The sequence below is a fragment of the Psychrobacter sp. NPDC077938 genome (genome assembly GCF_044542635.1).
In the GTDB taxonomy this organism is placed as follows: domain Bacteria; phylum Pseudomonadota; class Gammaproteobacteria; order Pseudomonadales; family Moraxellaceae; genus Psychrobacter.
This window is the reverse complement of the sequence record NZ_JBITUW010000003.1, coordinates 152,116-164,347: the sequence shown is the minus strand read 5'-3', so window position 1 is coordinate 164,347 and position 12,232 is coordinate 152,116. Positions and strand designations below refer to the sequence as shown.

11 protein-coding genes are annotated in these 12,232 nt (G+C 43.3%); 8 read left to right on the top strand and 3 right to left on the bottom strand.

The features are described from left to right. Positions 1-49: 49 nt before the first annotated feature. Entirely contained in the window at positions 50-355 is a 306-nt protein-coding gene (locus ACIGBM_RS06630; RefSeq protein ID WP_102078823.1) for a hypothetical protein, read from the top strand. Positions 356-464: 109 nt separating this feature from the next. On the opposite strand, the gene ACIGBM_RS06625 is transcribed toward ACIGBM_RS06630, so the two are convergent. After that, entirely contained in the window at positions 465-944 is a 480-nt protein-coding gene (locus ACIGBM_RS06625; RefSeq protein ID WP_165597862.1) for a YkvA family protein, read from the bottom strand. A 203-nt stretch (positions 945-1,147) separates the two neighbouring features. Between ACIGBM_RS06625 and ACIGBM_RS06620 the strand changes: the two genes are divergently transcribed. Then, positions 1,148-2,425: an LD-carboxypeptidase gene (locus ACIGBM_RS06620; protein ID WP_397477197.1), complete on the top strand. Its 1,278-nt coding sequence runs from the start codon at positions 1,148-1,150 to the stop codon at positions 2,423-2,425. 19 nt (positions 2,426-2,444) lie between these two features. Here ACIGBM_RS06620 and ACIGBM_RS06615 read toward each other — a convergent pair whose 3' ends face one another. After that, a complete protein-coding gene (locus tag ACIGBM_RS06615; protein ID WP_397477196.1) occupies positions 2,445-3,467 on the bottom strand; it encodes a GlxA family transcriptional regulator in 1,023 nt (340 codons plus the stop codon). Positions 3,468-3,650: 183 nt separating this feature from the next. Here ACIGBM_RS06615 and ACIGBM_RS06610 point away from each other — a divergent pair, with 183 nt between their 5' ends. The 6 genes from ACIGBM_RS06610 (at position 3,651) to arfB (ending at position 10,040) form a co-directional block, all read left to right on the top strand. Then, positions 3,651-5,456: an acyl-CoA dehydrogenase gene (locus tag ACIGBM_RS06610; protein WP_397477195.1), complete on the top strand. Its 1,806-nt coding sequence runs from the start codon at positions 3,651-3,653 to the stop codon at positions 5,454-5,456. A 22-nt stretch (positions 5,457-5,478) separates the two neighbouring features. Next, on the top strand, positions 5,479-6,486 hold the full coding sequence (locus ACIGBM_RS06605) for an NADP-dependent oxidoreductase (RefSeq protein WP_397477194.1): 1,008 nt from the start codon (positions 5,479-5,481) through the stop codon (positions 6,484-6,486). Between the two features lie 3 nt (positions 6,487-6,489). Beyond that, entirely contained in the window at positions 6,490-7,272 is a 783-nt protein-coding gene (locus ACIGBM_RS06600; protein WP_397477193.1) for an SDR family NAD(P)-dependent oxidoreductase, read from the top strand. A gap of 171 nt (positions 7,273-7,443) precedes the next feature. After that, the gene (locus tag ACIGBM_RS06595) at positions 7,444-8,208 is read left to right on the top strand and encodes an SDR family oxidoreductase (protein ID WP_397477192.1); all 765 of its coding nucleotides are present in this window, start codon (positions 7,444-7,446) and stop codon (positions 8,206-8,208) included. A 218-nt stretch (positions 8,209-8,426) separates the two neighbouring features. Next, entirely contained in the window at positions 8,427-9,269 is an 843-nt protein-coding gene (locus ACIGBM_RS06590) for an HpcH/HpaI aldolase/citrate lyase family protein (RefSeq protein ID WP_397477191.1), read from the top strand. Positions 9,270-9,626: 357 nt separating this feature from the next. Continuing rightward, on the top strand, positions 9,627-10,040 hold the full coding sequence (arfB, locus tag ACIGBM_RS06585; RefSeq protein WP_397477190.1) for an alternative ribosome rescue aminoacyl-tRNA hydrolase ArfB: 414 nt from the start codon (positions 9,627-9,629) through the stop codon (positions 10,038-10,040). Positions 10,041-10,192: 152 nt separating this feature from the next. On the opposite strand, the gene ACIGBM_RS06580 is transcribed toward arfB, so the two are convergent. Then, positions 10,193-12,046, bottom strand: coding sequence for an autotransporter domain-containing protein (locus tag ACIGBM_RS06580; protein ID WP_397477189.1), 1,854 nt, complete (start codon positions 12,044-12,046; stop codon positions 10,193-10,195). Positions 12,047-12,232: the final 186 nt, after the last annotated feature.

The following is a 12,232-nucleotide window of genomic DNA, read 5'->3' as shown; positions in this document are numbered from 1 at the left end:
CATAGATAGTATTTTGTTGTAAACAGTCATACCATTAGAGTTAAGCGATATGAATTTTTTCAGTTACGTGGTGCTAGGCGGGTTTTCTTATGCAGCTGGTTGGGCGGTAAGGACGTATGTATTAGACAAACAACCGACGCCTGAGCAGCCTTATAATTTGAAACATCCTGCGATTTTGGCATATTTGGGTGCATTTTTTATTATCATGTTGATCGTCTCGTGGCTGCTTGGTCGCTATGCACTTGGTCATGCTGCGATTGATTTGCCTTTTATTATTGTCAATAGTCTCGTTGCGACCTTCGTTTACTCGTTTGGTCTTAATCCAGAAAAAGCTAATTATGAAGTGCCTGATTGAAATACAGTATTGAATGAATTGTGAATAACAAAAGCCACGACCGAAGTATTAATTCAAGGTCGTGGCTTTTTCGATAGTGCAGTTTTTTAATAGCTGAAAGTACTAATATTTATGAGGCTTTCTTCAGATTAGTACCAGTCTCGTCGCTGTCTTTCTCATCAGTACTAGTCTTGTCGTTATCAGTCTTATCCGTATCATTGTTAGATTCTAACTTATCCTTAGTAGCTGATTGTTCCTGCTTCCATTCTTTGTATTTTTGCAGATCTTTTCTGGCCTGCTTCAAACAAAATTTAAGTACTAGCGCATCATCGATATGGCCGATAAACGGAATAGAGTCAGGAATGAGGTCAATTGGATTTAGCACATAGAGCGCACCGATAACGCCAGCTGAAATTGTCTTAAAAGGAATTTTACGGTAGTCACCTTTATAATAGTCTTTGACAAGACTCATAAATAGCATTAAATCATCACTAAACGGCTCAAGGTAGCCGCTGTCCTCTAACTTTTCTTTCAGCTTATCTTCTTTGCCTAGCAAATATTCTAAATTAGAGTCAAGTGACTTGTTTTTATCGGTTTTTTTATTAAACATAATTATTGCCTTTTGTTTTTTGCGATGAATTTGTATTTACAGTAACAAATCTAATCGACCTATATTGTGTGTCTCAGTAGCGAAAAAGTAAATATCGGTAAAGATTAGGCAACCATCAGTGTCAGAAAAGCGTCTACAATATGCTGCCACAAGGTCTAAAAACACAAGTCATAAAAATAAAAGCGATAAGGTAGCAGTAAGATATGGGGATTAAGCGTCAGGCATGGACAGATGATAAAAATAATCGTGCAACTGAAACAACATCTGGGCTAAACCGTCGGCAGTTTTTATGTCGAATCGGTGTGAGTGCAGGCACAGCGGTATTAGCGAGCCAAGGTATTTCTCAAGCGCTGGCAGCCAGCCCTATCGAGTCTGGTCATAGTACGCAGCTGACCAAGGATGATCTGCCAACTTCGTTGTTGAATGATAGCTCATCATCACAAACGTCACAGGAATCACTGACGCAGACAGGTTGTATCAAGCCTACGATTGAGACGCGACTTTTTGCCAGCTCTAACGTCGGCGGCAGTGATGAGCGTAATCAGTTGGCATTGGATCGGGTGGCTTGTGCTGGGTTTAAAGTAGAGAATCCTGCGATTACCAATCGTCAGTATTTACGCTTTGCAGGAACGGACTCACAGCGTGCTAGTGATTTTCAAAACCTTGCCTCTGGAGCAATAGCCGCGCCAAAGCTGCTGCTAGGTGTGCGCGGTGGTTACGGTGCCATGCGTATATTGCCTACGGTGGACTGGTCGACGCTAGGACGGATTATGAAAGAGCGCGGCACGATACTCGCAGGCTTTAGCGATGTAACAGCTATCCAATGTGCGCTATTGGCAAAAGGGTCAATGAGCTCGCTTGCCGCACCGATGCTCTATAGCGAGTTTGGTAAAACTGCGCCTGATAAAGTCAGCTGTCAGCAGTTTGTTGAAGTGTTAACCAATCCCAATCTAACTATCAGCATACAAGATGCTTCATTAACCAGTCAGCAGCTACCTGCCATACTGACAAAAGGTGAGCCAAAACCATTAACTGGTACGATTTGGGGTGGTAACCTAAGTGTCGTGTCAGCGCTGGCAGGTAGTGAATATTTACCGCGTATCGATGGCGGTATTGTATTTCTAGAAGATGTCGGCGAGCAGGCGTATCGTATTGAGCGCATGTTATATGACTTATATCTCGCAGGCATATTTAAAGGTCAACAAGCGATTGTATTTGGAGCATTGTCTGGTACGGGTGAGGACAGCTATGATAAACGTTATGATGTCGCCACAGTCATTCGCCAACTACATGAACTAACAGGATTGCCGATATATAGTGGTATGCCTTTTGGTCATATCGGCAAAAAATACAGCTTTCCGCTGGGAGCGACTTGCCAGCTGAGTCCTAATGCAAATGGCGGCTATCAGTTGGCATTTACCGATTATCCAACCATCAAGGCTGATGCCATCCAAGTGAAAGGCTTGTGGCAGACTGCTTAAACGCTAAGCACTGTCCTTTTTAAATAGCCAACCGTGAAAACTTATCTTGATACTCTTTAGGCGTTAGCTCTGTCGCACGTTTAAATAGACGCGTGAATGAAGAGATATCATCATAACCTACTTGATCGGCAAGCGACTTTATTGATACATCGCCTAATTCAAGTAAGCGTTTGGCTTGTTCAATTCTAACAGCCTGAATATATTCAATCGGTCGCATCGCCACGCAGGACTGGAAGCGCCTGTTTAAAGTGCGCGGGGTAATGTTTACCATAGCGGCTAAACTGCTGACCTGCAAAGAATGTTGAAAATTCTCTTCGATATATTCTTGGACTTGTTTAATCAAATGGTCCGAATGCGGCTTGTGCAAGGTCACATTGGTATAGCTATTTTGACTGCCTCTTTTGCTATCGATAATTTGAGTTTTTGCCACTTGTGTAGAGATCTCACGTCCGCAGTAACGCTCAATCAATAATAGCCCCAAATCATAAAAGGCGCTGCCACCAGCTGCACAAAATATATTACCTGACTGGTTTGTTGATTCGCTTCTTGAATGGGTCACAAACTGGTTCTCTTGTAAGTCCACCAATGGAAAATCTGCCTTAAACTTATTAGCATAGCCCCAGTGTGTGGTGGCTATCTTGTGATCTAATAATCCTGCCTTTGCCAAAAAAAATGCTCCGCTACAATTGCTTGCTATATCGGCCTTGGTATTTGCAAGCCGTACTAAGTGCGGCAGCAGCTCACTGTTTTGCTTCAACACCTTATCAATAGAATCGCCAATGGTGGGTACGAGCAATAAATCACACTCTGTCACGTCTTGAATATCGCAGTGGGCTTGCATGATTAATCGATTACTGCACCTAATATCACCACCACCTAAGCTTGCAATCTGTACATTAAATCGTGGCTCTACAGACTCATTTGAAAAGCGCTGCCAACTGACCCCCGTGAATGAAAACAAGTCCAATGCGCCAGAGAGCACACTACCGAGCACACCATCGAAGCCAAGAATAATCATTTTAAAAGGTTTGAAATAGGGCATATAAGTCACTCGTTTCCTTTGCTGTGCTTACCAAAATAGCTGTTATTTGGTTGATTTTAACCAGTTAGATACTCTGTTTGTGTCTTATTTGAACATAATTATGTCATAAATGACAATACGGACAAGTATCAAATTAGACTAATATCAATTGATAACCACATTTAATCAGTTAACGAGAATACTATGGCCGCAGATACCCTCCTAAACGATTTTGAATTACCTTTCCAATTGTATGATGTGCTAGGCACAGAATCACTCACCGAGCACGCAAAGTTCTCAGAACATAGCCGCGAGACATTTGATGCTGTGTTAGAGACTGCAAATAAGATTGCGACAGATTTATTTCTACCTCACAACCATATCGCAGATAAGAACGAGCCGCAGTTCGATGGTAAAAAAGTCAGCATGATAAACGATGTGAAAGTCGCTTTTGATGCGTTCCGCGAGTCTGGGTTTATTGCTGGGCGTTATAGTTTTGAAGACGGTGGTATGCAGTTACCTGAGACAGTGATGACAGCTGTGGCAGGATACTTTATGGCAGCCAATCCATCAACGACCGCCTATCCATTTCTGACCACTGCGGCAATCAACGTCATCTCGCATTTTGCTAGTGATGATATCAAAGCAGCCTTTATGCCGCGCATGCTGACAGGTGAATTTACTGGCACCATGGCACTGACCGAGCCACATGCAGGCTCATCACTTGCCGATATTAAGACTATCGCTGTAAAACAAGAAGATGGCTCGTACCGCGTCAAAGGCAGCAAGATTTATATTTCAGCAGGCGACCACGAGCTGTCTGACAATATCGTGCATTTGGTATTGGCCAAAGTGCCAGGTGGTCCAGGCGGTGTTAAAGGTATCTCTTTGTTTGCGGTGCCTAAATATCGCTTGAACGCTGACTTGTCTGTTGGCGAGCGTAACGATGTACATCTGACTGGACTGATTCATAAGCTTGGTTATAGAGGTGCGACTTCTACGGCATTGAGCTTCGGTGACGAAGGAGATTGTCATGGCTATTTGATCGGCGAAGAGCATTTTGGCTTGCGCTATATGTTTAAGATGATGAATGAAGCACGTATCGCTGTCGGTTTTGGCGCTTCTATGATTGGTTATCGTGGCTATCAGTACTCACTTGATTATGCCAAAGACCGTACACAAGGTCGCATTGCGCCAAACAATAAGCCTGAAGATGATGCAACGGCTATTATTCAGCATGGTGATGTAAAGCGCATGCTATTGGCGCAAAAAGCTTACTCTGAAGGCGGCATCTCATTGTGCTTATATGGCTCAAACCTAATTGACCGTATCAATACCTGTGAAGACGAAACGCTAAAAAATGAGCTAACAGAGTTGTTGGATTTGCTAACGCCAGTGCTAAAAGCATGGCCATCTGAGTATGGTCCAAAAGCCAATGATTTGGGTATTCAAGTATTGGGCGGCGCAGGCTATACGCGTGAATATCAAGCTGAGCAGTTTTGGCGTGACAATCGTCTAAATCCTATCCATGAAGGCACAAATGGTGTGCAGGCGCTAGATTTGTCATTCCGCAAGTTATGGCAAAAAGGTGGGTTAGGCATTCAAATCCTAAAACGTGAAATTACACAAGATTTAGAAAGCATTACTACGCCTGAGAGTGCGCAACTTGCAGGCAAGCTGATGCCTTATATGGGTCAGTTGCATGAAGTGCTCGTGCATTTGGGCAAAGTGTTGCAGACAGAAGAAGCGCTGACATTGACTGGTAATGCTCAAGCACTGATGAATATTTTTGCCTCAATTGTACTGAGTTGGATTTGGATTCGCCAAGCCAGTAAAGCCGAGCAGCTACTAAGTACGACGCAAGATGTCGAGCAGCAGAACTTTTATAAAGGCAAGATACAAGCGGCTAAATACTTCATTGATTGGGAACTACCATTAGTTAAACGCGACATCGAATTATTAACCAACACCAACTCGGTTTGCACTGATATGCAAGCGGACTGGTTCTAAGGACAACTCTAAGGAAAGAGACATGACAACGATAAACAAACAATGGCGACTAAAAGCAAGACCAGTAGGCGAGCCAAGCGCTGAAACTTGGGACTATACCGAGACAGAAATACCGACTATCACCGATGGTCAGCTACTGATTAAGGTTGAATATATCTCTATCGATCCGGCGATGCGTGGTTGGTTGAATGATGCCAAATCTTATATCGCGCCAGTACAAATTGGTGAAGTCATGCGCGCCGGTACTGTGGGTGAAGTGATTGAAAGTAAGCATGAGAAATTCGCTGTTGGTGACTATGTCGCAGGTCACGACGGCGTACAGTCATATGCGGTCAGCGATGGTACAGGTCTACATAAAGTTGATCCGAGTCTAGCGCCGCTGTCTTACTACTTGGGTGTACTCGGTATGCCGGGGATGACAGGGTATTTCGGTCTCCTAAAAACGGGTCAGCCAAAAGCAGGCGAAACGGTAGTGGTATCAGGAGCTGCTGGTGCCGTTGGTAGCTTGGTTGGTCAGATTGCCAAAATTAAAGGCTGCCGCGTTGTCGGTATCGCGGGCGGCGCTGAAAAATGCAAGTTCTTGGTCGATGAGCTTGGGTTTGATGCGACGATTGATTACAAAAATGAAGATGTGAAAAAAGCACTAAAGAAAACCTGCCCAGACGGCGTCGATGTGTACTTTGACAACGTAGGCGGTGATATCTTAAATGACGTGCTTACCCAGATTAATCTACATGCGCGTATCGTTATTTGCGGAGCTATCAGCCAATATAACAACACCACAGCAGTAAAAGGCCCATCGAACTATTTATCACTATTGGTCAATCGTGCTCGCATGGAAGGCATCGTGGTGTTCGATAATATCAAAGAATATCCAATCGCAATGAAGGATATCGCTGGCTGGATTCAGTCAGGTGATATGAAAGTAAAAGACCATATCGTTGAAGGTATCGAGACATTCCCTGATACTTTGATGATGCTCTTTAACGGTGAAAATTTTGGCAAACTAGTACTTAAGGTAGAGGGATAGATCATGACACTGAATACAAATGGAATTGCATCAGATGTAGCTGGCAAACGAATTTTGATCACGGGCGGTGCGTCAGGTATCGGCGCAGCCAGTGCGTTGTTGTTGGCTAGTCGCGGCGCAAAAGTCGTCATTGGTGATATGGCAGAAGAAATGGGCGAAGCAGTTGCCAAACAAGGTCAAGATGCTGGCAACAGTATCGTCTTTAAAAAAGTAGACGTGACCAGTGGTGATGAAGTACGCGCATTGTTCGACTTTGCTGTGGAAACACTTGGTGGCCTAGATGTTGTGGTAAACAATGCTGGTATCGACCATAAGCCTTCGCCAATGCATGAGCTGAGTGATGATGACTTCGATCGCAATATTGCAGTGAATTTAAAAGGTGTTTGGCACTGTATGCGTGCTGCGGTCAATTGTATGATACCTAACGGTGGTGGTCATGTGATCAACGTCGCATCTATTGCTGGTCTGCGTTCAGCACCTATGATTTCAGCCTACAGTGCAGCTAAACATGGCGTTATGGGTCTGACCAAATCTGCTGCCCATGAGTATGCTCGTGCCCATATTCGTTTTAACGCGGTATGCCCAAGCTTCATTGATACGCCAATGGTTCGCAATACTATGGCAACGATGGATGAGCGTACGCAGCAAGCAACGATAAAGGCCAGTCCACTGCGCCGCCTAGGAAACGTCAGTGAAATTTCTAGTGCGATTGCGTGGCTTGCCAGCGATGAAAGCAGCTTTATGAATGGTCATGCCTTCACCTTAGATGGTGGTATGCTAGCGTAACCGTGATCGTTGAGCGCTCTTTGTTCAGTTCATTAGTGCTCGATAATCGCTGTTAGTTATGACAGCGATTATCTGCGTTTAGTTATCTGATTTTAGATACACGTTTTAGATACATGAATTTAGTGCTCAAAAATTATTGAAAATATAAAGTTTATAAAAATATAGGGAATAATGATGAAAGATTTATTTGATTTAACTGGTAAGGTCGCTCTAGTAACTGGTGCGAGCCGTGGTATTGGTGAGTCTATTGCTCGTTTATTGGCATCAAGAGGCGCACATGTGATTGTCTCAAGCCGAAAAATCGATGCTTGCCAAGCAGTCGCTGATAGCATCAAAGCTGATGGCCATAATGCCAGTGCTTTTGCTTGCCACGTGGGAGACATGGAGCAAATTGACACAATTTTTGAGCATATCAAAAGTGAATTTGGTCAAATTGATATCTTAGTTAATAACGCAGCAGCCAACCCTTACTATGGCCATATCTTAGATACAGATTTAGCCGCCTTTGATAAAACGGTTGAAGTTAATATCCGTGGTTACTTCTTTATGTCGACGGCAGCTGGCAAGATGATGAAAGAGCAGGGCGGCGGTGTCATCTTGAATACCGCATCGGTCAACGGCTTAGTAGCAGGCGATAAGCAAGGTATCTACTCAATTACCAAAGCGGCAGTCATCAGCATGACCAAAGCATTTGCTAAAGAGTGTGGCCCACTTAATATCCGTGTCAATGCGCTATTGCCAGGTTTGACGGATACTAAGTTTGCCTCTGCATTGACTACTAACGATAAAGTCTTAAAAATGGCACTACACTCGATTCCGCTAGGACGTGTGGCTGAGCCTGACGAAATGGCTGGTACCGTATTGTATCTAGTGTCGGACGCTTCAAGCTATACCACAGGCGCGACTATCGTTGTCGATGGTGGCATGTTGGCTTAATTAGCAAACTACGGCATATAAGTTCAAGAACAACTTACTATGAAGAGCCACATGAGATTTATTTTCATGTGGCTTTTTTGATTTGATTTTTTGATGGAATGTTTAAGTAATCTTGGTTTTGCACTGTCAAACAAATTACTAATTTTAAATGAGCATCAGCTGTATAGTGGCATAATAAATATGCTAATAGCTACTCGGACAATATGATGGAGTCACGCATGAATTCAGTTATCAACAATAAAATAAAAACTATTTCTCAAAATAAAACATGGCTGTTTGTGCCAGCGACTCGCATCGATAGAGTAGCGAAAGCCTTTGCAAGTGGTGCTGGTGCAGTCATTGTCGATTTAGAGGATGCCGTTGCGCCAGAAGATAAAGCGTCCGCACGCGAAGCATTACAGCAATATCACGACAGTGCAGGTTATCAGCCGATTTGGCTACGTATTAATAAAGCAGGTAGTGAAGAATTTTTCAAAGACATAGTGCTCTGTCAGAAGATGTCTCATTTGGCTGGCGTGTTATTGGCCAAAACTGAGCAAGCAGAAGATATTAATAACGTACATCAGCTTACTAATTTACCCGTGATTGCACTGATTGAGAGTGCGATGGGATTGTATCAAATCGATAGTATGGCAAAAGCAGTCGGGTTGGCCGCGTTTAGTTATGGATTTTTAGATCTGTGCAATGATTTGCACGTGCAAGTAGGAACACCTGCTGCAGATATCATCGCCAATCAAATCCGCTATCAACTAATCCTGACGTCAAAAGTGCACCAATTATCGCCACCCATCGATACCATTTATCCTGACTTCAATAACGAAGTTGGACTGAGCGAGCGAGTACAACTATGGTCACAAATGGGGATGTCAGGAATGCTGTGTATTCATCCCAAACAAGTGGCGGTCGTCCAACAAGCATTGCAACTAACAAATGAGACTTTGTTATTCGCACAGCGTGTGATTGAGGAGTACGAGCAGAGCGGGCAGGCAGTATTCAAAATAGATGGCGAGATGGTCGATGCGCCAGTGATTGAGCGCAGTCGTCAACTGTTGGCAAAGTAGCAGACCAATCCGTATTCAGTTAAATATAAGTAGTTGGTTCAATATAATTTGGATACTAGGGCGTGTCCTCAATTCAATCGATAGTCATTTAAATGGGTTAAAAATGGCTAAATCTTGCCAAATGGCGTCAAATAGCTGACTAATATCTCGATATTATCTGCGCTATTTTCCTTGTTTGACTGCGATTTATCTCATTTTTATCCCCATTCTTAAAATGAGGACACGCCCTAGAAAGCCGAGTGAGAGTATTACAAGCAGTATACTAAGCGAGACTGACACCGTACCTAATTTATATGGGATTGACTATATAATGCTTTATCATGAACCATATCTATTCACATTCGATAAAAGCATACTATGATTTTCATTAATAATAATATTAGCCTCAATGATAATGAGGTAGAGATCAGCGCCATACGAGCGCAAGGCGCAGGTGGGCAGAATGTCAACAAGGTATCTTCTGCCATTCACCTGCGTTTTGATATTAACAACTCAAGTCTGAGTGATGAGTACAAGCAGCGACTGCTAAATAGCAAAGATAGCCGAATAACCAATGAAGGCGTGCTGATTATCAAGGCGCAGCAGTTTCGTACGCAAGAGCGCAATAAAATAGATGCGCTTGAGCGTTTGCAAAGTTTTATCACCAAAGCCACTTACGTTAATAAAACCAGAAGGCCGACCAAGCCAAGCAGAAATGCCAAACGTAAACGGGTGGATAAAAAGACACAGCGCGGTAAGACAAAGGCTTTACGCGGCAAAGTAGATTTTTAGAGAGTTTGTGATAGTAGATTTTGTCGTTGAGAGGTTTTACGAGAGGAAAGGTTAGAGAACAAAAACCGTAGTAGGTTATGGAAATTTTTGAATTTAGAATGGTATAGGCGATTAATTATCACCTATACCCTTATTCTAGATTAACGACTTATTTAGAATGCACCATTAAGTCCAACGAATAAGCTGGTTGAGTCATCGTCATTACCTTGTGAATGTGTGACACCAGCGTTGGCGTTCAATAGACCAAAGCTTCTAGATAGGCCAAGTGTCATAGCAACATTATCATCATCAGTTTCGACCATAGGCGTCTCAAAGCTGATATTTGGTAGCGTATTCAAACGTGCGGTTACTGCTTCGCGATTATCACTCAGCTGCTTTTGGTAATGAATATCACCAAATAAGTTGAGGTTGTTCATCAAGCTATGATTGGCTTTGAGACCAAGCTTGCCATATGTCGTAGAGTATTTCTGCTCATCGAACTGCATAGCAATGCCAGACATCTCTTTTTCTTTGAGTCCGTCAATTTTTACGCGGCTCGCTGTTGCACCGATATAAGGCGTGACAGCAATATTGCTCACTTGCATCGGATAGCCTGCCTGCAAGTTGGCATAAAAGCGCTTGCCATCAGCATTTGACTTAAACTGCTGTTGGTTACTGCCTAGTGTCACAGCACGTGTGACATCGACATCCATGTTGCCAAATCCTGCAGCACCATTGATCTGTAAACCACCAAATTTGTTGCTGTGATAGACACCAAAACCAACTTCTCCCAGATCAATATCACTCAAACCTGTGCCAACGTCTGAGTTCTCAAAGTCTTTTTGAGTGATGTTGCCGTATAAGCCTGTCACTGCATTTGCTGAGTTAGGATGAGCAAAATCTACACCAAGCAATACTTGGGTATTATTATCACCATCAAACCCTGCAATTTCTTGATTAGCGACTTCACCAACGGCCCATAGTGTACGAGCAGGTTTTTGCTCACTGCTTTGGATTTGGTTGACGTGTGACTGTAAGCGCTCATTGGTTGCAAGTCCAGTTGTCGTTGCAATATGTGGCAGCACACCGATTAAGCTAGGCGCTGTGACTACAGCGTTTGCATAGTCGGCGATCAGTTGGTGGGTAGCGCCTGTTGGATGTATACCATCAGCGAAGAAGTAGGTTTCGTTGGCATTTGCTTCTACAAGAGTATCAGGCCCACAAGTTAGAGAGCTATTGTTGTCACCGCAAGCTTCATCGGTGACATTAGTGAAACCATACTGAGCAGGCGACGCAATGATCTCTTGAGTTAAGCTAAACATATCTAGCGGTATAATATTAGCGCCAGTATTTGCTGCGGCACTAAGCATGAATTGATTGTATAGACTAGTAGCACCAGTACTTTGCGCCTGTGCTACAGGCCCTTGATCAATAACTCTAGGGGTTAGACCGACATCAGGAATATTAGGTACTAAGATATATTTGGCACCATTGTCTTTTAATGCATTAATCGTTCCGGTTTGGCTAGCTACTGCTCCAAGTATGGTTGCTTGGGCATTAGCAGGATCTTCAGCCGCGGCAAGTAAATCATTTGCACCTGCCCACACGACATAGAGTCCGTTAGGGTCTACTGTGTTATTAGCGAGATAACTATCGACTTGGCTATTGGCAGAAGCAATAGGAATACCACCAGGGAAAAGCGCTTCTTCGCCTGCTCTTGCACCGCCGATAGCGTAGTTGTTACCAATTTGAGGACTACCGAATACAACGGGAACAGCCGTGGTACCTAGCTGCTCAGCGAATGAGGTCGCCCAGGTGTTGTCAGGGTTGGTGGTAAACTGAGCAGGACCTGGTACAACTTGACTAAAATAGCCACCATCGGTCAAGCTATCACCGAAAAAAGTGACACTGTCATAAGCATTTGCGTGAGAAATACCAGCGATAGATAGGCTGACAGCCAGCATGCTTTTAGTAAAGGTTTTAAGAGTAGTATGGCTAATTTTAGAACGTGAAGTATTACGAGGCATAGTGACTTCCTTGTCATCAATGTAATAGTTTGTCAATCGAGTGTAACCACTTTTTAGAAAGCTAGCAATCGTTTTAATTGCGAAATTGCAAGAATATTCCCTTATTTAAGTAAGTTTTTAGAGCATAAAAAAGGGAAGGTAAGTATTAAAAAATCATACTATCTCGCACACATAATATTTTATTTT

Excerpts from the sequence above, each read along its gene's own strand:
- ACIGBM_RS06580 (WP_397477189.1), bottom strand. The coding sequence starts at position 12,046 with ATGCCTCGTAATACTTCACGTTCTAAAATTAGCCATACTACTCTTAAA.
- ACIGBM_RS06615 (WP_397477196.1), bottom strand. The coding sequence starts at position 3,467 with ATGCCCTATTTCAAACCTTTTAAAATGATTATTCTTGGCTTCGATGGT.
- ACIGBM_RS06625 (WP_165597862.1), bottom strand. The coding sequence starts at position 944 with ATGTTTAATAAAAAAACCGATAAAAACAAGTCACTTGACTCTAATTTA.
- ACIGBM_RS06610 (WP_397477195.1), top strand. The coding sequence starts at position 3,651 with ATGGCCGCAGATACCCTCCTAAACGATTTTGAATTACCTTTCCAATTG.
- ACIGBM_RS06630 (WP_102078823.1), top strand. The coding sequence starts at position 50 with ATGAATTTTTTCAGTTACGTGGTGCTAGGCGGGTTTTCTTATGCAGCT.
- arfB (WP_397477190.1), top strand. The coding sequence starts at position 9,627 with ATGATTTTCATTAATAATAATATTAGCCTCAATGATAATGAGGTAGAG.
- ACIGBM_RS06595 (WP_397477192.1), top strand. The coding sequence starts at position 7,444 with ATGATGAAAGATTTATTTGATTTAACTGGTAAGGTCGCTCTAGTAACT.
- ACIGBM_RS06620 (WP_397477197.1), top strand. The coding sequence starts at position 1,148 with ATGGGGATTAAGCGTCAGGCATGGACAGATGATAAAAATAATCGTGCA.
- ACIGBM_RS06605 (WP_397477194.1), top strand. The coding sequence starts at position 5,479 with ATGACAACGATAAACAAACAATGGCGACTAAAAGCAAGACCAGTAGGC.
- ACIGBM_RS06590 (WP_397477191.1), top strand. The coding sequence starts at position 8,427 with ATGAATTCAGTTATCAACAATAAAATAAAAACTATTTCTCAAAATAAA.
- ACIGBM_RS06600 (WP_397477193.1), top strand. The coding sequence starts at position 6,490 with ATGACACTGAATACAAATGGAATTGCATCAGATGTAGCTGGCAAACGA.